The sequence below is a fragment of the Thermus altitudinis genome, from assembly GCF_022760835.1.
Taxonomy (GTDB): domain Bacteria; phylum Deinococcota; class Deinococci; order Deinococcales; family Thermaceae; genus Thermus; species Thermus altitudinis.
Genome location: NZ_JAKTNQ010000015.1, coordinates 1 through 19,689 on the forward strand (window position 1 = coordinate 1; position 19,689 = coordinate 19,689).

General features: G+C 65.9%; 23 protein-coding genes, 3 tRNA genes and 1 pseudogene. 16 read left to right on the forward strand and 11 right to left on the reverse strand.

What is annotated here, in order from left to right:
• Positions 1-374, reverse strand: a 374-nt coding sequence (locus L0D16_RS06755; protein WP_243030784.1) for a histidine phosphatase family protein, incomplete at its 3' end; no start/stop codon positions are given.
• Positions 375-391: 17 nt separating this feature from the next.
• Here L0D16_RS06755 and L0D16_RS06760 point away from each other — a divergent pair.
• Both L0D16_RS06760 and aspC read left to right on the forward strand, forming a co-directional pair.
• Positions 392-1,312 (forward strand): diacylglycerol/lipid kinase family protein, encoded by a 921-nt coding sequence (locus L0D16_RS06760; RefSeq protein ID WP_243030785.1) that lies wholly within the window; start codon positions 392-394, stop codon positions 1,310-1,312.
• A 286-nt stretch (positions 1,313-1,598) separates the two neighbouring features.
• Positions 1,599-2,753 carry an aspartate/prephenate aminotransferase gene (gene aspC / locus L0D16_RS06765; protein WP_243030786.1) on the forward strand — a complete coding sequence of 385 codons (1,155 nt, stop codon included), beginning with the start codon at positions 1,599-1,601 and terminating at the stop codon, positions 2,751-2,753.
• Here aspC and L0D16_RS06770 read toward each other — a convergent pair.
• Together L0D16_RS06770 and lspA are read right to left on the reverse strand one after the other, a co-directional pair.
• Positions 2,750-2,941: pseudogene (locus tag L0D16_RS06770) on the reverse strand (DUF2283 domain-containing protein); the annotation flags it as partial. The gene aspC and the pseudogene L0D16_RS06770 sit on opposite strands and share 4 nt — an antisense overlap.
• A 320-nt stretch (positions 2,942-3,261) precedes the next feature.
• Positions 3,262-3,711, reverse strand: a complete 450-nt coding sequence (gene lspA / locus L0D16_RS06775) for a signal peptidase II (protein ID WP_243030788.1) — start codon at positions 3,709-3,711, stop codon at positions 3,262-3,264.
• 73 nt (positions 3,712-3,784) lie between these two features.
• Between lspA and rpmB the strand changes: the two genes are divergently transcribed.
• Genes rpmB through L0D16_RS06790 form a run of 3 tightly spaced genes read left to right on the forward strand, consistent with a single transcriptional unit; the run spans position 3,785 to position 5,935 of the window.
• The gene (gene rpmB / locus L0D16_RS06780; RefSeq protein WP_243030789.1) at positions 3,785-4,081 is read left to right on the forward strand and encodes a 50S ribosomal protein L28; all 297 of its coding nucleotides are present in this window, start codon (positions 3,785-3,787) and stop codon (positions 4,079-4,081) included.
• Positions 4,082-4,137: 56 nt separating this feature from the next.
• Positions 4,138-4,833, forward strand: coding sequence for a M23 family metallopeptidase (locus L0D16_RS06785; RefSeq protein WP_243030790.1), 696 nt, complete (start codon positions 4,138-4,140; stop codon positions 4,831-4,833).
• A 4-nt stretch (positions 4,834-4,837) separates the two neighbouring features.
• The gene (locus L0D16_RS06790; RefSeq protein ID WP_243030791.1) at positions 4,838-5,935 is read left to right on the forward strand and encodes an AI-2E family transporter; all 1,098 of its coding nucleotides are present in this window, start codon (positions 4,838-4,840) and stop codon (positions 5,933-5,935) included.
• A gap of 58 nt (positions 5,936-5,993) precedes the next feature.
• Here the strand turns inward: L0D16_RS06790 and tgt are convergent, their stop codons facing one another.
• The 6 genes from tgt to L0D16_RS06820 form a co-directional block, all read right to left on the reverse strand.
• A complete protein-coding gene (gene tgt, locus L0D16_RS06795) occupies positions 5,994-7,151 on the reverse strand; it encodes a tRNA guanosine(34) transglycosylase Tgt (RefSeq protein ID WP_243030792.1) in 1,158 nt (385 codons plus the stop codon).
• Entirely contained in the window at positions 7,151-8,359 is a 1,209-nt protein-coding gene (gene ispG / locus L0D16_RS06800; protein ID WP_243030793.1) for a flavodoxin-dependent (E)-4-hydroxy-3-methylbut-2-enyl-diphosphate synthase, read from the reverse strand. The genes tgt and ispG overlap by 1 nt, the downstream gene beginning before the upstream one ends.
• Before the next feature lie 54 nt (positions 8,360-8,413).
• Entirely contained in the window at positions 8,414-9,193 is a 780-nt protein-coding gene (locus L0D16_RS06805) for an enoyl-ACP reductase FabI (RefSeq protein WP_243030794.1), read from the reverse strand.
• A gap of 41 nt (positions 9,194-9,234) precedes the next feature.
• A complete protein-coding gene (locus tag L0D16_RS06810; RefSeq protein ID WP_243030795.1) occupies positions 9,235-9,675 on the reverse strand; it encodes a PIN domain-containing protein in 441 nt (146 codons plus the stop codon).
• A complete protein-coding gene (locus L0D16_RS06815; protein WP_243030796.1) occupies positions 9,675-9,923 on the reverse strand; it encodes an AbrB/MazE/SpoVT family DNA-binding domain-containing protein in 249 nt (82 codons plus the stop codon). Before L0D16_RS06815 ends, L0D16_RS06810 begins: the two co-directional genes overlap by 1 nt.
• 94 nt (positions 9,924-10,017) lie before the next feature.
• The gene (locus L0D16_RS06820; RefSeq protein WP_243030797.1) at positions 10,018-10,290 is read right to left on the reverse strand and encodes a glutaredoxin family protein; all 273 of its coding nucleotides are present in this window, start codon (positions 10,288-10,290) and stop codon (positions 10,018-10,020) included.
• Between the two features lie 127 nt (positions 10,291-10,417).
• On the opposite strand from L0D16_RS06820, the gene zapE reads away from it, so the two are divergent.
• The 7 genes from zapE to fmt are packed head-to-tail and all read left to right on the forward strand — an operon-like array spanning position 10,418 to position 15,815.
• Positions 10,418-11,389: a cell division protein ZapE gene (gene zapE, locus L0D16_RS06825; protein WP_243030798.1), complete on the forward strand. Its 972-nt coding sequence runs from the start codon at positions 10,418-10,420 to the stop codon at positions 11,387-11,389.
• Between the two features lie 9 nt (positions 11,390-11,398).
• Positions 11,399-11,653 (forward strand): hypothetical protein, encoded by a 255-nt coding sequence (locus L0D16_RS06830; RefSeq protein ID WP_243028027.1) that lies wholly within the window; start codon positions 11,399-11,401, stop codon positions 11,651-11,653.
• A complete protein-coding gene (locus tag L0D16_RS06835; RefSeq protein ID WP_243030799.1) occupies positions 11,653-12,795 on the forward strand; it encodes a phosphopentomutase in 1,143 nt (380 codons plus the stop codon). The genes L0D16_RS06830 and L0D16_RS06835 overlap by 1 nt, the downstream gene beginning before the upstream one ends.
• A 3-nt stretch (positions 12,796-12,798) precedes the next feature.
• Positions 12,799-13,512, forward strand: a complete 714-nt coding sequence (gene cdaA / locus L0D16_RS06840; protein ID WP_243030800.1) for a diadenylate cyclase CdaA — start codon at positions 12,799-12,801, stop codon at positions 13,510-13,512.
• Positions 13,505-14,323, forward strand: coding sequence for a CdaR family protein (locus L0D16_RS06845; RefSeq protein ID WP_243030801.1), 819 nt, complete (start codon positions 13,505-13,507; stop codon positions 14,321-14,323). The genes cdaA and L0D16_RS06845 overlap by 8 nt, the downstream gene beginning before the upstream one ends.
• 5 nt (positions 14,324-14,328) lie before the next feature.
• Complete coding sequence (gene def, locus L0D16_RS06850; RefSeq protein WP_243030802.1) at positions 14,329-14,904, forward strand: peptide deformylase; 576 nt, start codon at positions 14,329-14,331, stop codon at positions 14,902-14,904.
• Positions 14,901-15,815: a methionyl-tRNA formyltransferase gene (fmt, locus tag L0D16_RS06855; protein WP_243030803.1), complete on the forward strand. Its 915-nt coding sequence runs from the start codon at positions 14,901-14,903 to the stop codon at positions 15,813-15,815. The genes def and fmt overlap by 4 nt, the downstream gene beginning before the upstream one ends.
• 102 nt (positions 15,816-15,917) lie before the next feature.
• Here fmt and L0D16_RS06860 read toward each other — a convergent pair whose 3' ends face one another.
• Positions 15,918-17,633, reverse strand: a complete 1,716-nt coding sequence (locus L0D16_RS06860; RefSeq protein WP_243030804.1) for a hypothetical protein — start codon at positions 17,631-17,633, stop codon at positions 15,918-15,920.
• The gene (locus L0D16_RS06865; protein WP_243030805.1) at positions 17,630-18,241 is read right to left on the reverse strand and encodes a hypothetical protein; all 612 of its coding nucleotides are present in this window, start codon (positions 18,239-18,241) and stop codon (positions 17,630-17,632) included. Before L0D16_RS06865 ends, L0D16_RS06860 begins: the two co-directional genes overlap by 4 nt.
• A 79-nt stretch (positions 18,242-18,320) precedes the next feature.
• On the opposite strand from L0D16_RS06865, the gene L0D16_RS06870 reads away from it, so the two are divergent.
• The 4 genes from L0D16_RS06870 (at position 18,321) to trxB (ending at position 19,681) form a co-directional block, all read left to right on the forward strand.
• Positions 18,321-18,394, forward strand: a tRNA-Gln gene (locus L0D16_RS06870).
• A gap of 6 nt (positions 18,395-18,400) precedes the next feature.
• Positions 18,401-18,475: transfer RNA gene (locus L0D16_RS06875), tRNA-Glu, on the forward strand.
• Positions 18,476-18,496: 21 nt separating this feature from the next.
• A tRNA-Glu gene (locus tag L0D16_RS06880) sits at positions 18,497-18,572 on the forward strand.
• Between the two features lie 131 nt (positions 18,573-18,703).
• The gene (gene trxB / locus L0D16_RS06885; RefSeq protein WP_243030806.1) at positions 18,704-19,681 is read left to right on the forward strand and encodes a thioredoxin-disulfide reductase; all 978 of its coding nucleotides are present in this window, start codon (positions 18,704-18,706) and stop codon (positions 19,679-19,681) included.
• Positions 19,682-19,689: the final 8 nt, after the last annotated feature.

Consider the following 19,689-nt stretch of genomic DNA (forward strand, 5'->3'; position numbering starts at 1 on the left):
AGGTTTAAACTTGTCCCCGAGAAGCCTTGCTCTTTAGAGCGGGGAGTCGTCACCTCGGCGAAGCTGAGCCCTTCCCATTCCCCCCAGCTTCGCTCCCTGAGTTCCGGAAGGAGGGTGAAGGGCACCCCCAGGGCTTCCGCCAGAAGCCCGGCTGCCTCGGCCTCCGCCTGGCTGTCGGAGGCGTAGACCCAGGCCACGGGGTAGCCCTGGGCCAGCCTGGCCAGGGCGCGGAGGGCCTGCCTGCCCGGTTCCGCAAGGGGAAGGCCGGGATGGCTGTGGAGGAGGTGTTTTGGGTTTTCCACCGGTCCGGCCCGGGTGAGGAGCAGGGTGGTCTTGGGATGGGGACCTCGGAGGAAATGGGCCAGGAGCCCCATGGGTCTAGAATACGGGGGTGGAAAGGTGGGTCATCGTGAACCCGGCGGCGGGGCGGGGCAAGGTGGGGAGGCTTTCCGGGGCCATTCTGAGTTCCGCGCGGGCCAAGGGGGCCAAGGCCTTCCTCACCGAGGGGCCGGGCCACGCCACGGAACTGGCCCGGGCGGCTCCCCCGGGGGCGCGGGTGGTGGCCGTGGGGGGGGACGGCACGGTGCATGAGGTTTTACGGGGCCTTGCGGGTGCGGAAAAGGTCCTGGGGGTGGTGCCCATCGGTAGCGGCAACGACTTCGCCCGCATGCTGGGCCTGAAGGGACTTCCCTGGAAAGAGGCCTTGGACCTGGCCCTCTTTGCCCAAGAGGAGGCCATAGACCTCGGTTGGGTAAACGGCGAGCCCTTTGGGGCCTCCCTGGGCATCGGCTTTGACGCCTTGGTGGCCAAGAGGGCCCTCACCGCCCCCTCCTTCCTGCGGGGCATGCCCCGCTACCTCTACGCCCTCTTTGGGGTGCTCAAGGAGCTCCGCCTTCCCGAAGGGCGGGTGATGGTGGAGGGGGAGGAGGTGCACCAAGGACCCCTGCTCCTGGTGGCGGCCATGAACGGCCCCGCCTACGGGGGTGGGATTCCCATAGCCCCCATGGCCGATCCCCGGGATGGCCAGCTCTCGGTGATCCTGGCCCGTTCCTTCACCCGGCCCGGGGTGGTCCTCATCCTGCCCCGGCTTCTGTTGGGTCGGCACCTTTCCCATCCCCAGGTGGTGGCCTTTGTGGGCCGGGAGGTGACGGTGGAGTTTTCCCAGCCTGTGCCGGCCCATGCCGATGGGGAGCTTCTACCTGAGACCAGCCTTTACCAGGCCCGGGTGGAGGCTCTGGGCCTTAGGGTGGTGGGGGGAAGGGCTATGGCCAGAGGGGAGGCGCCCCTCCTAAGCCCGGTGGGCGCGGGATAAAACCGGTTGGCGCTGGGGCTTGCAGGGGGGTTGGTGGCCCGGTCATGGGGGTGCCGGGTTAAGGCCCCGGGGCTCCTCCGCCAGGTGGGGGCCACGGGGGAGGCTTTGGGCCTCACGGACTGGGGGCGGTCCAGTCCTACCGAGAGGAGGACGACCCGGATAGCCTTGCAGGGGCCCTGATGCCTTACCAAGACCCCCTGGAACCCACGGGGCCGGCGTAGCGTCCAGGGCCCATCCCCTCCTCGGCCCCCTGCCGTCTTCCCCTTCTGGCCCGTATACTTAGGCCATGCGCGGCCTTTCCCAGAGGGTTAAGGGCATGAAGCCTTCGGCCACGGTGGCGGTGAACGCCAAGGCCCTGGAACTTAGGCGCCAAGGGGTGGACCTGGTGGCCCTGACGGCAGGAGAGCCCGACTTTGACACCCCGGAGCACGTGAAGGAGGCGGCCCGGCGGGCCTTAGCCCAGGGGAAGACCAAGTACGCGCCCCCGGCGGGCATCCCGGAGCTGCGCGAGGCCTTGGCGGAGAAGTTCCGCAAGGAGAACGGCCTTCAGGTCACCCCGGAAGAGACCATCGTCACCGTGGGGGGTAAGCAGGCCCTTTACAACCTCTTCCAGGCCATCTTGGACCCCGGGGATGAGGTCATCGTCCTGGCCCCCTACTGGGTGAGCTACCCAGAGATGGTGCGCCTGGCGGGAGGGGTGCCGGTGGAGGTGGAAACCCTGCCCCAGGAGGGCTTCGTGCCCGATCCTGAGCGGGTGAAAAGGGCCATTACCGGGCGCACCAAGGCCCTGGTGGTGAACTCCCCCAACAACCCCACGGGGGCCGTCTACCCCGAGGAGGTCCTAAGGGCCCTGGCCCAGCTGGCGGTGGAACACGACTTCTACCTGGTTTCCGATGAGATCTACGAGCACCTCATCTACGAGGGGGCCCACTTCTCCCCGGCTCAGGTGGCCCCCGAGCACACCGTCACCGTGAACGGGGCGGCCAAGGCCTTTGCCATGACCGGCTGGCGCATCGGCTACGCGTGTGGCCCCAAGGAGGTCATCAAGGCCATGGCCGACATCTCCAGCCAGTCCACCACCAGCCCCGATACCATCGCCCAGTGGGCCACCCTCGAGGCCCTCACGAACCAGGAGGCCTCCAGGGCCTTCATAGAGATGGCCCGGGAGGCCTATAGGAGGCGGCGGGACCTTCTCCTCGAGGGCCTTTCGGCGCTGGGCCTAAAGGCGGTGCGTCCCAGCGGGGCCTTCTATGTCCTCCTGGACACCTCCCCCTTCGCGGAGGACGAGGTGCAGGCGGCGGAAAGGCTTTTGCAGGCGGGGGTGGCGGTGGTGCCGGGTACGGATTTTGCCGCCTTTGGCCACGTGCGCCTCTCCTACGCCACGGGCGAGGAAAACCTGAAGAAGGCCTTGGAGCGGTTGGCCCGGCTCTTGGGGGCCTAGGGGCCTTCCCAAGCGGAAAGGGTTTCCAGGGAAAAGCGCCTTAAGGCCTTGGGGTCGGATAGCCGCTTGCTGGCATTCCGGATCCCCATACCCAAGAGCTTGCCTTTCGCATCCCGGTCCAGGGCAATGCCTTCTCCCCCTTTCTCCACGGTGCTAGGTCCCTCACCAAAGGCGATGCCCAGGGCAGCGGCTTCGGGGTCCTAGGTGAGCCGCAGGGTCCTCCTCCTTCAGTCCCCCCTGGGGCAGGAAGTAAAGCTAAACCGTAATGACCACGATCGCCTCCGTCTCCTTCACGAATATGGGGCGCACCTGCTTTCTGTTGCGGTGCCTCCCGCTTCAGTGGCCCTTAAAAGGAAGCTCCCAAAGGCATTCCCATCGCCCCTGGGTTGCGGGTCTCCAGGGAGCTTTTTGGAAGCGGGTAATCACCTCGTCCGCAGGGGTCCCCGGGTCAGGGGAAGCATGGCGTGCTGGGTAAAAGGGATAGGCTTCTTGGACATGCCCCTGGGTCCTAAAAGCGACGCTTCCTTTTGGGGGCCAGAAGGAGAAGGGCAGCCCCCACGGTCACGCACACATCCGCCAGGTTGAAGACGGGGAAGTGGGCGATGAGGGGGATGGGGGTTCCCAAGTCCAGATAGTCCACCACCCAGCCCCGGCCCAGGCGGTCAATGCCGTTGCCCAAGGCCCCCACGGCGATGAGGGAAAGGGCCAGGGTTGGCCAAAAGGGGTAGCGTTTTTGGGCTAGCAAGTAGAGAAGTAGGGTCCCCACCCCCAGGCTAAGCCAGCCCAGAAGGAAGGCCTGGCCTTCCAGCAGTCCAAAACCGGCCCCCGTGTTCCTCACCAGGGTGAGGTAGAGGAGGTCCCCCAGAAGGGGCCTAGGGACCGGGGAGAGGTTTTCCAGGGCCCATAGCTTAAGGATCTGGTCCAAGGCTAGGAGGAGGGGCACAAGAACCGTGGGCATCCCCTTGAGTCTACCCAATGCTCCCCTTTGTGCTATACTCCATAGGGTTTGCCTTCGGGCACGGGAGGGCCATATGTCCAAGGTGTGCGAGATCAGCGGAAAGAGGCCTATCGTGGCCAATAGCATCCAAAGGCGGGGTAAGGCCAAGCGGGAAGGGGGCGTGGGTCGGAAGACCACCGGCATCTCCAAGCGCCGCCAGTACCCCAACCTGCAGAAGATCCGGGTGCAGGTGGCGGGGCAGGAGATCACCTTCCGGGTGGCCACCAGCCATATTCCCAAGGTTTACGAGCTTCTGGACAGGGCCAAGGGGCTTAAGCTGGAGGGCCTTTCCGCCAAGGAGATCAAGGAACGGCTTCTCAAGCTCCTCTAGCCCTGGTTGCCCCTTGGGCGAGACCCCTGAGGGGGTCTTTTTTGTAGCATAGGCCCATGGTGTGGAAGCCGGGGCACTACCTCCTTTTGGCCCTGGCCCTGTATGCCTTGGTGGTCAGCCTGGGGTTTTCCCTTAGGGGGCGCCAGCTTGCCGCCTTGCGCCAGGAGGTGGGGGTTTTACGTCAGCAGGCCGCCTGGGGTCCTGGGGGGTACCTGCTTCCCCTGCCCGGGGCCTGCCTACCCACCCGTCCCGAAAACCTTCCTGGGGCCCCCCGCCCTTACCGCAAGGGCGTAAGCGCCGGCTTTGTCTTCATCCAAGGGGATGCCTGCGTGCCCGTGGTGCGGGGGATGGGGGTGGTGGCCGCCGCCAGTGGGGAGGTGGTGAAGGTGGAAGGGGACTATAGGGAACCCTCCCGGGAGGCGTACCAAAAGCTTCTGGAGGAGGTGCGAAACGGGGCCTCCCCAGAGCAGATGGACCTCCTGAGGGGCCTCGAGGTCTGGATCCGCCACCCCGATGGCCGCACCAGCGTGTACGCCCACCTTCAGGCGCCCTACCGGAAGCTAAAGGTGGGGCAGAGGGTCCATCGGGGCGACCCCATCGGCTACGTGGGGAACACGGGGCTTTTGGGTGGGGCGCCTAGGCTCCTCTTTGAGGTCTGGGAGGGGGAGCCCGACCGGGGGAGGTTCCTCTTTCAAGGCCTATCGGGGGAGGAGCTCGTAAGGAAGGCCAAGGCCTTCTTCCGCTTAGAATAACCCCATGCGCGAGGCCTTCGCCCGGGTGTGGGAAAACCCCTATGTCCGGGTCCTGGTCTACCTGCTCCTTTTTTATGTGGCCTATCGCCTTCTCCTCCGGGCCTGGCCCGCCCTTTCCATCCTGCTCACCGCCTTTGCCATCGCTTACCTAACCCATCCCGTGGTGCGCTTCTTTGAGGGCAAAAGGCTTCCCCGCTTCCTGGGGGTGGCCTTGGTCTACCTGGGCCTAGGCCTCTTCCTTGGCCTCGCCTCCTTCCTCACCGCCCAGACGGTTTTGGAGCTTTCCCGCCTGGCCCAGGAGCTTCCCCGGCTGTTGCAACCCTTTCTTGCCTGGCTTTTAGACCTGCCAGGCCGCATCCGGGCCATTCCCCTTCCCGAAACCTTGAAGCCGGTTTTGGCCGAGGCGGGCCAGAGCCTGCAAGGCCTCATCCAGGGGTTCTTGGACACCCTGGTGCGCTGGCTGCAGGGGCTCATGGGTCAGGGAGGAAACCTTCTAGGCTTCTTTATCTCCCTGCTGGGCGGCATCTTCCAGTTCCTTACCGCCCTTACCCTTTCCGTCTACTTCCTCTATGACCTTCCCCGCCTGGCCCAGGCGGCCTTAAGGGTCTTCCCCGAGCCCTACCAGCCCCTGGTGGCCGAGCTGGCCCACAAGCTGGACCGGAGCGTGGGGGGGTATGTGCGGGGGCAACTTCTGGTGGCCCTTCTGGTGGGGCTCATGGTGGGGGTGGGGCTGGGGCTGGTGGGGGTGCCCTTGGCCCCCAGCCTGGGCTTTCTGGCGGGGGTCTTCAACCTCATCCCCTTCGTGGGGGTGATCGTCTCCGGGGTTCCCGCCCTGCTCCTGGCGGCCACGGGGGGGTGGGGCCAGGTGCTCCTTGCCCTTTTGGTCCTCTGGCTGGCCAACCAGGTGGAGGGAAACCTTCTTGGGCCCCTCATCGTGGGCCGGGCCACCCGGCTCCATCCCGTGACCGCCATCGCCGCCATCCTGGTGGGCGCCACCCTTTTTGGCCTTTGGGGGGCCCTTTTGGGGGTGCCCACCGCCGCTTTCCTGAAGGTGCTTTTGGAGGAGTACTACAAGAAAAGCCGGTTCTACCGGGAGGGCTAGGCGCCTTGGGCTAGGGGGAGGCTTTGGGGGCCCCCACCGGGGCCCGAGCGGGGTGGCCTCACCAGTGCCCCCCCGCCGCCAGGGCCTCGCGGAACCAGGGGGGCACCTCCCGGCCAAAACGCCTTTCGGCAAACTCCCGGGCAAAGGCCCCGTAGTCCCCTTGGCGGATGGCCTCCCGGGCCCTTTGGGTGAGGCGGTGGAGGAAGCGGAGGTTATGCAGGGAAAGGAGGATGCCCGCGAGCATCTCCCCTGAGCGCACCAGGTGGGCGATGTAGGCCCGGCTGAAGTTCTGGCAGGCGTAGCAGTCGCACCCCTCTTCCAAGGGCCTGGGGTCTTCCAGGTAGCGGGCGTTTTTCAGGTTGATCCGCCCTTCGGGAAGGAGAGCGCTGCCAAAGCGCCCGGTCCGGGTGGGGTAGACGCTGTCAAAGAGGTCCACCCCTAGGCCCACGGCCGCCACCAGGTCCTCCGGGTGGCCCACCCCCATGAGGTAGCGGGGTTTTCCCTGGGGAAGGATCTCCGTGGAGAGGGCCGCCATGGAGAGCATCTCCTCCTTGCTCTCCCCCACGGCCAAGCCCCCGATGGCGTAGCCGGGAAGGTCAAACCGCACCGTCTCCCGGGTGGAAAGGGCCCTAAGCCCGGGGTCCGTGCCCCCTTGGGCGATGCCGAAAAGGGCCTGGTCGGGCCGGGTTTTGGCCTTTAGGCTCCGCTCCAGCCAGCGCAGGGTGCGCTCCAAGGAGGCCTTCAGGTATTCCGGGGGCGAGGGGTAGGGGGGGCACTCGTCAAAGGCCATGATGAGGTCGGCTCCCAGGGCCTCCTGCACCTCGAGGCTCCTTTCCGGGGTGAGCCGGATGAGGCTGCCATCCAGGTGGCTTTGGAAGACCACCCCCTCCTCATCTATGCGCCGCAGATGGCCCAGGCTCATCACCTGGAAGCCCCCGGAGTCCGTGAGCCAGGGGCCCGGCCAGCCGGCGAAACGGTGAAGCCCCCCTAGGGCCCGGATCCGCTCGGGGCCGGGTCGGAGGAGGAGGTGGTAGGTGTTGGCCAGGAGCACCTGGCTGCCGATGGCCCTTAGGTCCTTGGGCAAAAGCCCCTTCACCGAGCCCTGGGTGCCCACGGGCATGAAAAGGGGGGTTTCCACCACCCCGTGGGGGGTGGAAAGAAGCCCCACCCGGGCCCGGCCGCTTTGGGCTTGGATGACGAAGCGAAAGGGCTCCATCAGGCCTTGGAAAAGCGTCTTTCCACGTAGTCTTCCAAGATGTCCAGGAAGTCCTGGGCCAGGTTTTCCCCCTTAAGGATGGTGAGAAGCTGGCCGTCGGCATAAACCGGGGCCTTGGGCTCCTCCCCGCTTCCCGGCAGGGAGATGCCGATGTGGGCGTGGCGGCTTTCCCCAGGGCCGTTCACCACGCACCCCATCACCGCCACCCTCAGTTCCTCCACCCCCGGGTACCTTTCTCGCCACTCGGGCAGCTTGGCCCTGAGGTAGGCCCCCACGGTCCCGGCCAACTCCTGGAAGAAGGTGCTCTTGGTGCGGCCACACCCCGGGCAGCTGGTGACCTCGGGGGCAAAGCTACGCAGGCCCAGGGCCTGGAGGATCTCCTGGGCCACCTCCACCTCCTTGGTGCGGGGTTCCCCGGGGGCGGGGGTGAGGGAGATGCGGATGGTATCCCCGATGCCCTCCAGGAGCAGGGGGGCTAGGGCGGCGGTGCTGGCCACCATGCCCTTCACCCCCATGCCCGCCTCGGTGAGGCCCAGGTGCAGGGGAGCCGGGGTGCGGCGGGCCAGCTCCCGGTAGACCCAGACCAGGTCGGGGGCCTTGGACACCTTGGCCGAGAGGACGATCCTGTCCTCCCCTAGGCCCAGCTCCCGGGCGGCCTCATAGGCGCGCACGGCGCTTTCCACCAGGGCTTCCAGGAGGACCTCGTGGGCGCTTTTTGGCTCTGGGCGGCGGGCGTTGGCCTCCATGAGCTCGGTGAGGAGGGCGGGGTCCAGGCTTCCCCAGTTGGCCCCGATGCGTATGGGCTTGCCCAGGTCCAGGGCGATCCTCACCATCTCCTGGAAGTTTTCGTCCTTGTGCCGGCCGCGGCCTAAGGTGCCCGGGTTGATGCGGAACTTGTCCAGGGCCTCGGCCATCCTGGGGTATCTCCGGAGGAGTAGGTGGCCGTTAAAGTGGAAATCCCCCACCAGGGGTACCTCCACCCCCTCTTCCCCAAGCCGCCTTTTGATCTCGGGTACCGCCTGGGCGGCCTCCTCGTCGTTCACCGTAAGGCGCACCAGCTCGCTTCCCGCCCGGTATAGGGCCAGGACCTGCTCCGTGGTGGCCTCCACCTCCCGGGTGGGGGTGTTGGTCATGGACTGCACGGCCACGGGGTGGGCGCCCCCCAGGGGAAGGCGGCCCACCCAGACCGTGGGGGTAGGGCGTCTCATCCTTCCTATGGTACCTGAAGCGGCTAGGACCATATGGTTTTGGGCTACGGGGGCTTACTCCAGCTCCATCCCCATGATGTGGTACCCGGCGTCCACGTAGACCACCTCCCCGGTGATGCCGCTGGCGAGGGGGGAGAGGAGGAATAGCCCCAGGTTTCCCACCTCCTCCTGGGTGATGTTGCGCCCTAGGGGGGCCACCTGGGCCACCCGGTCGTACATCCTCATGAAGCCGGGAATGCTCCTGGCGGCCACGGTGCGCACAGGCCCGGCGGAGATGGCGTTCACCCGCACCCCCTTGGGCCCAAGCTCGTAGGCCAGGTAGCGGACGCTGGCCTCTAGGGCCGCCTTGGCCACGGCCATCACGTTGTACCTGGGCACCACCTTCTCGCTGGCGTAGTAGGTGAGAGTGACCAAGCCCCCACCTTCCCGGAGGAGGGGCTCGGCCCGCTGGGCCACGGCCACCAGGGAGTAGGCGGAGACCTCGAGGGCCAAAAGCCAGTCCTGGCGCCGGGTATCCAGGTAACGCCCCTCCATGGCCTCCTTGGGGGCGAAGGCGATGGCGTGGACCAGGTAGTCCAGCCCGCCCCAGGCCTCCTTGAGCCCAGCGAAAAGCCGGTCCAGCTCCTCGTCCTGGGTGACGTCCGCCTGGAAGGTGAGGGCGCCCAGGGGAGCGGCCAGCTTCTCCACCTCTTCCTTAAGCCTTTCCCCTTGGTAGCTGAAGGCCAGGGTGGCCCCTGCTTGGTGGAGTTTTTCCGCGATGGCGTAGCCTAGGCTCCGCTGGTTGGTCACGCCCATGATGAGGGCCTTCTTGTCCGAAAGGTCTAGGGTGAGCATGGGGGGATTATACCCAAGGGAGCAAGGTCGAGGGACAAGGCTTACGAAGGGGGCCTTTGCCCTTCTGCCTTTTGCAGAAGCACGAACCAGGCCTCTTTCAGGGACAGCACCCATACCCCCCGGACTTTACGCCCCATAAGGGGGCCGAAATGTTTGCGGTCACCGGTGACCAGGAGGTCGGCCTTGGCCGCCCAGGCCGCGGCCAGAACAGGGGCGTCTTTGGGAGGTAAGCCCTGCCTGAGGGCCTGGTGGACTAGCCGGGCTGGGGCCTCGGGGACCAGGACTACCCCTAGGGAAAGTTCCTCAAAAAGAGGCCAGGTTTCGGGCCGTTTAAGGAGTAGGTTGCGCCTCGCCTCCTCCAGAGCGTGAGGAGAGGTTAGGAGCTGGGCCTCTGCCCGTTTTGCCAGGGGGAAGAGGCTTCGGGCTCTCCCCTCCTGCCAAGCGGCGGCAAAGAGAACATTGGCATCCAGGAAGAGGCGCATTAACCCTCGCCCAGAACCTTCGCTAGGCGCTCTTTTTCCTCCGGGGTAAGGCGATCCTCCTCCAGGAACTCCTGGATGCGGTTTTGGGAATAGATCTCTATGGGATAGACCCCGGCCGGCTTGAGCACGATGGTCCCTTCGGGGGAAAGTTCCACGAGGAAATAGGCCTCGCCCTCGAGGCCCAAGGCCTTTAGGAAGCGCTTAGGGATGGAGATCTGCCCTTTGCGGCTAAGCTTTACCAGCTCCATATACCTAGTTTACCCGATATTCCAAAAGCTTGGTTTCCTGGTTTTTGGCAAGTTACGCGGCGGGATCCAGACCCGTTCGGGCCGGCCGGTAGGGTCAGCCTGGATGGGAGGGCGAGGTTGGTTCGGCCTGGTACCTGGCCCACCAGGCGTTGAGGGTGGCTGGGGATACCCCGCGGATGGCCTCCACCCTTCCCTTCCACTCCAGGACCACCCCCGCGGTAGGGCTTCCCACCAGTTCGGCGATCTTCCGTGCGGCCTCCGGGTCCTGGCGGGCGTTCACAAACTCAAAGGGGACGCCCTTTTGGGTCAGGAACATCTTCACAATCTCGCAGGGTCCACAACCGGGAATCCCGTAAAGGCGCACCATACCCTTCCATGGTAGCAAAGCCCTTCCCGGGGATGGAGGGGCTGGAAAGAGACCGGGACCTTCCCCCCAAGGAAGGCTTGCCCAATAGGCTGACGCCAAGGGGGTATCCCCATCTACAATGGGCTTCATGCGTCTAGTGGACCGCTATCCCGAGGTGGGGTTGGATGGGCTTCTCCAAAGCCTTGTGCCCCCACCCCGCTTCCATGCCGCCACCTTTGCCACGTACCGGCCCGATCCCCGCTACCCTTCCCAGACCTTGGCCAAGGAGCGCCTGCGACGATGGGTTAAGGACCGGCCCCAGGGTTTCTTTCGGCCCAAGCTTCCCGGGCCGCAAGGGCTCTACCTGGACGGGGGCTTCGGCGTGGGGAAGACCCACCTCCTGGTGGCCGCCTACTGGGAGGCCCCTCCTCCTAAGGCCTTCCTCACCTTTGAGGAGCTCACCTACACCCTGGGGCTATTGGGGCTACGGGAAGGGGCCAAGCGGTTTGCCGCCATGCGTTACCTTTTCCTGGACGAGTTTGAGTTGGATGACCCCGGCAACGCCCAGATGATCACCCACTTCCTGGCCCTTACCATGGACAAGGGCCTAAGGGTGGCCACCACCTCCAATACCCCGCCCGGCGCCTTAGGGGAGGGGCGCTTCAACGCCGACCAGTTCCGGCACCAGATCCAAGGCCTGGCCCGGCGCTTCGCCGTGGAACGCATAGAGGGGGAGGACTTCCGCCACCGCCATCCGGAGCGGTTGCCCGTCCCTCTTTCCGATGCCGAGCTCCTGGCTCTCTACCGGGAAGACCCTCGCCGCAAGACCCTGGACGACTTTCCCAGCCTTCTCGCCCACCTCTGCACCCTCCATCCCATCCGCTACCGCTATCTCCTGGAGGGGGTGGAGGTCATCTACCTCAGGGGCCTCGAGGCCATCCCCGACCAGAACGACGCCCTACGCTTCGTGCACTTCGTGGACCAGGTGTACAACCTTAAGGTGGCCTTGCGAGCCTCCGGTGCCCCTCTACAGGAGCTTTTCCCCGAAGATTACCGCCACGGGGCCTTCGCCAAGAAGTACGGCCGGGCCCTTTCCCGGTTGGCGGAGCTTTTGGGGTAGCATGGGGGCATGGACCTGGCAGAAAGGCTTTCGGAGATGGCCCAGGCCCTATCCCAGGCCAGCGCCGCGGTGGGGATCCTGGAGGCCATAGAGGAAGTGTTGGACGATTACCAGGATGGGGAGCTTTCCCTGGAGGAGGCCATGGAGGAGATCCAGGGCCTTGTGGAGGAGTTCCAGGCGGTCCGGGCCCTTTCCGAGATGACCCCGGAGGAGCTCATGGCCCTGGCGGAGGAAGAGGAGGAAGAAGGGGGCTTGAGGTCTTAATGAAGGTGACGGCCATCGTCCTGGACTCGGTGGGCCTGGGCTATCTGCCGGACGCCGCCCTTTTTGGGGACGAGGGGGCGGATACCCTGGACCACACGGTGCTGAAAACCGGGGTGGAGCTTCCCCACCTGGCTGCCTTGGGCCTGGGATGGGTGCAGGGGGTTCACACCCTGCCCCGGCCCGAGCCCCAGGGGGCCTTTGGCCGCATGCGGGAGGTGAACCCCGGCAAGGACACCACCACCGGGCACTGGGAGTTCGTGGGGGTGTACCTGGAAAAGCCTTTCCGCACCTATCCCGAGGGTTTTCCCGAGGAGCTCCTTAGGGCCTGGGCCAAGGAGATCGGGGTGGGGGGGTGGCTTCTGAACCGCCCCTACTCCGGCACCGAGGCCATCCGGGACTACGGCGAGGCCCACCTAAGGACCGGCTTTCCCATCGTCTACACCTCGGCGGATAGCGTCTTCCAGGTGGCGGCCCACCTGGAGGTGGTTCCCCTGGAGGAGCTCTACCGCTGGTGCCAGGCGGCCCGGGAGATGCTGAAGGGGGAGCACCAGGTGGCCCGGGTCATCGCCCGGCCCTTTGCCGGGGAGCCGGGGAACTTCTATCGGCGGGAGGATTTGCGGAAGGACTTGGCCCTGGAGCCACCCCGGAATGTCCTGGACCTGCTTAAGGAGGGGGGCCTCGAGGTGGTGGGGGTGGGGAAGATCCCCGATATCTACGCCCATCGGGGCTTCACCCGGGAGGTGAAGACCCGGGATAACGCCGACGGTCTGGAGATGACCCTAAGCCTGATGGAGGAGCCCTTTTCCGGCCTGGTCTTCACCAACCTGGTGGACTTTGATGCCAAGTACGGGCACCGGAGGAACCCGGAAGGGTACGCCCGGGCCCTAAAGGAGGTGGACGATTTCCTTCCCCGCCTCCTGGAAGCCCTAGGCCCCGAGGACCACCTCTTTTTGGTCTCCGACCACGGCAACGACCCCACCTTCTTCGGCACCGACCACACCCGGGAGTATGGGATGCTCCTCTGGGTGGGTCCCGGGGTGAAGGGGGAGCTGGGTACCCGGGAGAGCTTCGCGGATCTGGGGGCCACCTGGGCGGCACTTTTTGGCCTTACCTGGGAGGGCCCGGGAAAGAGTTTGGTATAGGCTATGCCCCTCACCTGGCGCGATGCCCTGGATATCCTCCTGGTAGCCATCCTCTTCTATTACCTTTGGCGCCTTATGGCGGGAACCCGGGCTCTGAACCTGGTGCGGGGGGTCTTGGTTTACCTGGCGGTTTGGTTTCTGGCCAGCCTTCTTGGGCTTTCCACCCTTTCGTGGCTTTTGGGGAACGCCGCCACCCTGGGGGCCTTCGCCCTCATCGTGGTCTTTCAGCCGGAACTCAGGGGGCTTTTGGAGCGCATCGGTCGGGCCCAAGGGCCCAGGGCCCCTTCCTTGGCCTTGGAGGAGCTCCTTCTGGGCCTGGCCCGGCTTTCGGAAAAGCGCTATGGGGCCATCCTGGCCCTGGAAAGGCGCACCCCCCTGGGGGAGTATGCGGCCACAGGGGAGGTGTTGGAGGCCCGGCTTTCCGCCCGGTTGTTGCAAACGGTGTTTTATCCTGGGACCCCCTTGCACGACGGCGGGGCCCTCCTGAGGGGGGATCGGCTTTTCGCCGCGGGGTGCGTTTTCCCCCTTTCCGAGGCCCGGATGGGCCTCGGCACCCGGCACCGGGCGGCCTTGGGCCTTTCCGAGGTTTCCGATGCCCTGGTGATCGTGGTGAGCGAGGAGACGGGGGCCATCAGGCTGGCCGAGGGGGGAAGGCTTTCCCCGCCCATGAGCCTCGAGGCCCTGAGGGAAAAGCTCAAGGAGGTGCTCCGTGCGTGACTGGGGAAGCTTCCTCCTCGCCCTTCTCGCGGCCTTCGCCGTCTGGTACTCCCTAAGGGAGAGGGCTCCGGTGGTGGAGCGGGCGGTGAGCGTGCCCCTGCAGGTGGTGGGCCTGGGAGGGGAGCGCACCGCGGAAGGGGTACCCAAGGAGGTGCTCTTGCGCCTTAGGGGGCCTGCCCCCCTGGTGGAGGGAGCCAGGGTTCCCGTGTCCGCCTACCTGGACCTCTCCGGAGCCGAGGGGGCCTTCACCCGGGAGGTGCGGGTGGCCGTGCCCCAGGGGGTGGAGGTGTTGGAGATCCGCCCCGCCCGGGTGGAGGGCCGGGTGGAGGCCATCCTCACCCGCACTTTGCCCGTGGAGGTACTGGCCCAGGGGGCTTGGGTGGAGACCCAGCCGGCCTTCGTGGAGGCCAAAGGGCCCAAAAGCCGGGTGGAGGAGGCGGTGGTGGCCCTGGGCGTGGACCTGGGAGGGGAGACGGTGGTCCTGGCCGCCTTCGGTCCCCAAGGGCCCCTCCTGGGGGTGGAGCTTTTCCCGGCCCAGGTGCAGGTGGTGGCCCGGGCTTCCCCTCTTTTTCGCAAAGAGGTGCCCTTGGTCCTGAGACCCCCGGCGGGCCTAAGGGTGGTGGCCTTTTCCCCCAAGACGGTGGAGGTGGTGGGGCCCAAGGAAGCCTTGGAAGGCCTAACCCAGGTGGAGGCCCGGCCCCAAGGGGGCTTCCGCCCCGGGGAGGTGGTGGGGCCCTTGGTCCTCACCCTACCCTCGGGGGTGCGGGTTCTTGGGGAGGTTTTGGGTAGGGTGCGGCTTGCGCTAGAATAGGTGGGATGATCTACCCCATACGCCTTTACGGGGATCCGGTGCTCCGCAAGCGGGCACGGCCTGTCCAGGACTTCGGGGGCCTCAAGAAGCTTGCCGAGGACATGCTGGAAACCATGTTTGCCGCCCGGGGCGTGGGCCTGGCGGCACCCCAGATTGGGCTTTCTGAGCGCCTTTTTGTGGCGGTGGAGTACGCCGACGAGCCCGAGGGGGAGGAGAGGCCCCTAAGGGACTTGGTGCGCCGGATCTATGTGGTGGCTAACCCCGTGATCACCCACCGGGAGGGCCAGGTGGAGGGCCTGGAGGGTTGCCTTTCCCTCCCTGGGCTTTACGCCGAGGAGGTACCCCGGGCGGAGCGGATCCGGGTGGTCTACCAGGACGAGGAGGGACAGGAGCGCACCCTGGAGCTGGAGGGGTATATGGCCCGGGTTTTCCAACACGAGGTGGACCACCTGGAGGGCATCCTCTTTTTTGAACGCCTGCCCAAGGCCAAGCGGGAGGCCTTTTTGCAGGAGCACCGGGCGGAGCTGGCCCGGATGCAGAAGGAAGCTAGGGCCCTCCTGAAGGAGCTTTCCCAGAGATGAGGGTGGCATTTTTTGGCACGCCCGCCTGGGCGGTGCCGGTGCTGGACGCCTTAAACCGCCACCACCAGGTGGTGCTGGTGGTCACCCAGCCGGATAAGCCCAAAGGCCGGGGGCTTAAGCCCACACCAAGCCCGGTGGCGGAGTATGCTGCGGCCCATGGCCTCCCCCTTCTCAAGCCCCCGCGCCTCAAGGGGAACCTGGAGTTCTTGCAGGCCTTCCGCCAAGCGGCGCCGGAGGTAGCGGTGACGGCGGCCTATGGCAAGATCCTGCCCAAGGAGGTCCTCGAGGTGCCCCCCTATGGCTTTTTGAACCTGCACCCTTCCCTCCTGCCCAAGTACCGGGGCCCGGCCCCGGTGCCCTGGGCCCTGATCCAGGGAGAGAAGGAAACCGGGGTGGCCATTATGAAGACCGAGGAGGGCCTGGACACCGGCCCCCTCTACGCCCTTTGGCGCACGGAGATAGGCCCCGATGAGGATGCGGTGGCCCTTTCCGAGCGGCTTAGGGATAAGGGGATTGAGCTTCTCCTATGGGTCCTGGAAAACCTCCCCCACCTCACCCCCACCCCCCAGGAGGGGGAGCCCTCCTATGCTCCCTTGCTCACCAAGGAGGAGGGGCGCATCCGTTTTACGGATAGTGCCCAGGCCATCTACAACCGCCACCGGGGGGTGCAGCCCTGGCCGGGAAGCCACTTCTTCCATGGGGGCAAGCGGGTTAAGGTCCTAAGGATGCGCCCTGAGCCAGGTGTGGGGGAGCCTGGGGTGGTGCAAAGGGTGGAGCGGGAAGGGGTCGTGGTGGGTACCGGGGAGGGGCTCATCCGGCTTATGGAGGTGCAGCCTGAGGGCAAGCGCCGCATGCCTGCCTCCGACTGGGCCCGGGGGTATGGGGTGGTCCCGGGCACCCGGTTGGGGTGAGGGGCCTCTGGCACGGCCTCGGCTCCGCCCAGGTGGGGAAGGGTTTACCTAAGCCCCCAATTCCAAGGCACGCAAGGCCTAGTCGCGAAGCCCGTTTGGGGGCTAGAACTCCTCGTCCCACTCCACAATGGTTTCGCTGGTGAGGGTGGTGGCGGAGGGTTTCTGCTCCGCAAGGGTGGCCACCTCCCTGCCCCGTTCCTTCAGAAGGCCAAACTGGGCGGCGATCCCCCTAAGCCCCGCCCCTGCTAGGGCCACCACAAGGAAGGCCGAGATACCCCAGGCCAGGTAGGGCACCAGCCCTTGGGCGATGGAGAGGTTGGCCAAAAGGCCCAGAACGGGCAGGCCCCCATACTCCGCCAGGATGGAACCCATGTAGGAGAGCCCTTCTGCCAAAATGGGGAGAGCTAGGAAGAGGAAGGCTAGTCCAAGAAGCGTCCAGTACACATTTCTACCGCCGAAGGTGATCCACCCCAAATAAAGGGGAAAGAAGGCTAGGGCCGAGGCAAGGAGGAACAACATGGCCCGGGGAATTCCCAGAAGGAAAAGCTGAAGCTGAACCTGCAAGGCGTGCCAAGGACCCAGGGAGCTTCCCAGGAGGCGTTCCTCGATTTCCTGGATTTCGCCCAGGAGGACGGTAAAGTCGACGGTGCGCAAGCCCACTGCGTTCTGCATGGCCAAGAAGAGGCGGTCGGTGCGCTCGGCCAGCTCAGGGGCGTAGGCCCCCACCACGGGATAGACCTTAAGGCGAAAGCGGCTATAGGCATAGGCGAGTTGGGTCCGGGCCCGGTTGTATTGGCCGGCTTCGGTGTAAAGCTGGGCTTGGGCCAGGCTGCTGCGCACCTCATCCAGAAGGTCCAGCCAGTTGATCAGACTGGGGATGGCCAGGCGTTGCAAAGCCTCACCCACGCGGGTGGCGGCTGGGGGATCCAGGCGGAGGAGGCTGATTTCCTCCCGAATCTCCTGAGGGAGGGCGCTTGCTGCTGGGGACACCTGGGTGGATGAAGGGGCAGGGGGAGGGGAAGCAGGCGGAGGGGTGGTGGAGGCTTTCCCTGCCGAGGAGCCGGCGGGGGGTGGTGCTGGAGCCGAAGAAGGTGGGGAGGCCACCACGGAGGAGGGGGCCGTCTGGGCTTGCAAGTGCCTTCGCCAAGCCAGGGTCTTTTCCTGGAAATCCCTTACCAAGGGACGGAAATCTTCCCCGCCCGAAACCTTAGCCAAGGCCTGGATGAAGTCCTGGGCTTTAAGGGTGCTTTGGGGGCTGTCTTGAATGACCAGGAAGCGGGCGTAAGCCCGGGCTAGGGCCAGATAGGCCTGGGGGCGGGAGGTGGCGGAAAGGGCTTGGCTCAGGTCCTCAGCCAGGAGCTGAAGGTAGACGGCTTCCATCTGGAGCCGGGCTTCCCCGGAGGGGCGGTTTTCCACCCCCTGGACCCGGGCCTGGGGCAGGCCCGTGGCCCGGATGAGCCGGCTTAGGTACTGGGGTTTTTCGGTGGCTTTGGCCTGGAAAAAGCCGTCGTAAAGGGCCTTACCCAGGAGGTGGCGCACCAGGAGAAGGCGGGCCTCGAGGTCCACCCGGCTTTGCTTGAGCACCGCCTGCCGGGCATCCTGCAGGTGCAGAAGGGTGGCGTCGCGCAACACGGGGGGAAGCCCTTCGCTTTCCTGGCGCAGAAGGCTTTGCGCCCGGTCCAGGGCGGAAAGGGCCTGGGTGGGGTTTTCCAGGCGCACCTGCCTGAGGGTTTCCTCCAGGCGGTCATAGACCTGGGGCAGGGGGGCGGCCAAGGCCACAAGGCCGAGGAACAGGGCTAGGGCCAACCATTTTTTCATCCGCTGACCTCCGCTAGGGATATGAGCCGCCGCAAGGCGTGGAGCAGGCGGCCGATGTTGGCTTCTTTTTTGGCCAGAAGGCCAATGTACCCCTGGGCTAGGGGTCTAAGGGCCACGATTTCCCCCTCCAGGATGGCGTAGAAGACCCCGTAGCCCTGGCGCCGGAGGAGGGGGTAGGCCAGGTCCAAGGGCACGGGTTCCCCGGAAAAAAGCTCCTCCTTACCGCTTTTTCCGGCCACCACCACCCCTGTCACCCCCTCCAGGCGGGCGAGCCTTCTCGCTAGGTCCTGGCGGGCCTGGGGGTCCTCGAGGTTCACCGCCTCCAGGGGCGGCTCTTCTTCCTCGGCTTCGGGGGCCTCAGCCTCCGCCATCGGGATAGAGGCCTGTTCCCTCCATTCCCGCGCCAGGGCCTTGAGCTCCGGGGGCATTTCCCGGAAGGGAAGAAGGCGGCTAAGCTCGGGCCAGAGGGTTTCCTCTAGAAGGCGCGCCCACCCCTCTGGGGAGGTGGGCATCCTCTGGGCCAGGGCCCGTCCCACCAGGTTTTCCGCCGCCCGGGGGGAAACATACTGGCTTAGAACTTGCAAAAGGCTTTCCTCGTTGGACGCCATAGGAGGACACCCTGGGGCTTGCCAATCTGCCCTTCAGAGTGTACCATAACCTCTGCCCGAGGGATCGGGCAAGCGCCGCTGGGGTGTCGTCTAACGGCAGGACAGCGGACTCTGGATCCGCCGGTCGTGGTTCGAGTCCACGCACCCCAGCCAAAACTTGGCCCCATCGACTAGTGGTTAGGTCACCGCCCTTTCAAGGCGGCGGCGGGGGTTCGAGTCCCCCTGGGGTCACCAGAAGCAGTCCGAGCCGCGCATGGCCCCATCGTCTAGAGGCCTAGGACACGGCCCTCTCAAGGCCGAGACGGGGGTTCGAATCCCCCTGGGGTCACCAGATGCGGCTCGGATTGCTTTTGCCCCGGGCTGGATTTCCCTTGACTTGCGCCCCGGGGTTGGGGGAAACTGGGTGGGCTATACCCCCACTGGGTATGTGGGGGTGTACCCTAGGTGAAGAAGGAGGAATCCATGGAGTTCACCCTCACTGGGCTTGCGAGAAGCGGTGAAAAGGAGGAGCGGTACGACGTGGTCATCATCGGGGGGGGGCCTGCGGGCCTTACCGCGGGGATTTACGCCGGGCGGGCCCAGCTCAAGACCGTCATCCTGGAAAAAGGCCTCCCCGGGGGGCAGATCGCCCAGACCGACGAGGTGGAGAACTACCCGGGTTTTCCCGAGGGCATCTCCGGGCCGGAGTTGGCCAGCCGCATGGTGCAGCAGGCGGAGAAGTTTGGGGCCCGGATCGTCATGGATGAGGTCCTGGGCCTCGAGGCCCAGGACGGGGGCTTTCTGGTGCGGGGGTTTGAGCGGGCCTACTTCGGGCGCGTGGTCATCATCGCCACCGGCGCCAATCCCAGGAAGCTCGGGGTGCCCGGAGAGGAGAAGTTCTATGGCCGGGGGGTTTCCACCTGCGCCACCTGCGACGGCTTCTTCTACCGCGAAAAGGAGGTGGTGGTGGTGGGCGGCGGGGATGCGGCAGTGGAGGAGGGGCTTTTCCTCACCAAGTTTGCCCGCAAGGTGACCCTGGTCCACCGCCGGGATGAGCTAAGGGCTAACAAGGTGGCCCAGGCCCGGGCTTTCCAGAACCCCAAGATGCACTTCCTCTTCTCCCATATCGTCACCGAGGTGTTAGGGGAGGAGCAGGTCACGGGGGTCAGGCTCAAGAACCTAAAGACCGGGGAAGAGTACGTCTACCCCACGGACGGGGTCTTCGTCTTTATCGGCCACGAGCCCAACACCTCCTTCCTCAAGGGGGTGGTAGAGCTAAGGCCCGACGGCTACGTGGCGGTGCGGGACGAGGTCTTCACCTCGGTGCCCGGGATCTTCGCCGCCGGGGACGTGGCCGACCCCATCTACCGCCAGCTCACCACCAGCGTGGGGGCGGGTACCCGGGCGGCCATGATGGCGGAGCGTTACCTGGCGGAGGCCCAGGAGAAGGTGAAACCCTAGGGCTTAGG

Bases quoted from the DNA above. Each gene is read 5' to 3' on its own strand.
- trxB (WP_243030806.1), top strand. From the start codon at position 18,704: ATGGAGTTCACCCTCACTGGGCTTGCGAGAAGCGGTGAAAAGGAGGAG.
- lspA (WP_243030788.1), bottom strand. From the start codon at position 3,711: ATGCCCACGGTTCTTGTGCCCCTCCTCCTAGCCTTGGACCAGATCCTT.
- L0D16_RS06810 (WP_243030795.1), bottom strand. From the start codon at position 9,675: ATGCGCCTCTTCCTGGATGCCAATGTTCTCTTTGCCGCCGCTTGGCAG.
- tgt (WP_243030792.1), bottom strand. From the start codon at position 7,151: ATGGAGCCCTTTCGCTTCGTCATCCAAGCCCAAAGCGGCCGGGCCCGG.
- L0D16_RS06865 (WP_243030805.1), bottom strand. From the start codon at position 18,241: ATGGCGTCCAACGAGGAAAGCCTTTTGCAAGTTCTAAGCCAGTATGTT.
- L0D16_RS06820 (WP_243030797.1), bottom strand. From the start codon at position 10,290: ATGGTGCGCCTTTACGGGATTCCCGGTTGTGGACCCTGCGAGATTGTG.
- rpmB (WP_243030789.1), top strand. From the start codon at position 3,785: ATGTCCAAGGTGTGCGAGATCAGCGGAAAGAGGCCTATCGTGGCCAAT.
- L0D16_RS06835 (WP_243030799.1), top strand. From the start codon at position 11,653: ATGAAGGTGACGGCCATCGTCCTGGACTCGGTGGGCCTGGGCTATCTG.
- def (WP_243030802.1), top strand. From the start codon at position 14,329: ATGATCTACCCCATACGCCTTTACGGGGATCCGGTGCTCCGCAAGCGG.
- ispG (WP_243030793.1), bottom strand. From the start codon at position 8,359: ATGAGACGCCCTACCCCCACGGTCTGGGTGGGCCGCCTTCCCCTGGGG.
- L0D16_RS06860 (WP_243030804.1), bottom strand. From the start codon at position 17,633: ATGAAAAAATGGTTGGCCCTAGCCCTGTTCCTCGGCCTTGTGGCCTTG.
- L0D16_RS06805 (WP_243030794.1), bottom strand. From the start codon at position 9,193: ATGCTCACCCTAGACCTTTCGGACAAGAAGGCCCTCATCATGGGCGTG.
- fmt (WP_243030803.1), top strand. From the start codon at position 14,901: ATGAGGGTGGCATTTTTTGGCACGCCCGCCTGGGCGGTGCCGGTGCTG.
- L0D16_RS06815 (WP_243030796.1), bottom strand. From the start codon at position 9,923: ATGGAGCTGGTAAAGCTTAGCCGCAAAGGGCAGATCTCCATCCCTAAG.
- aspC (WP_243030786.1), top strand. From the start codon at position 1,599: ATGCGCGGCCTTTCCCAGAGGGTTAAGGGCATGAAGCCTTCGGCCACG.
- L0D16_RS06785 (WP_243030790.1), top strand. From the start codon at position 4,138: ATGGTGTGGAAGCCGGGGCACTACCTCCTTTTGGCCCTGGCCCTGTAT.
- L0D16_RS06830 (WP_243028027.1), top strand. From the start codon at position 11,399: ATGGACCTGGCAGAAAGGCTTTCGGAGATGGCCCAGGCCCTATCCCAG.
- zapE (WP_243030798.1), top strand. From the start codon at position 10,418: ATGCGTCTAGTGGACCGCTATCCCGAGGTGGGGTTGGATGGGCTTCTC.
- L0D16_RS06790 (WP_243030791.1), top strand. From the start codon at position 4,838: ATGCGCGAGGCCTTCGCCCGGGTGTGGGAAAACCCCTATGTCCGGGTC.
- cdaA (WP_243030800.1), top strand. From the start codon at position 12,799: ATGCCCCTCACCTGGCGCGATGCCCTGGATATCCTCCTGGTAGCCATC.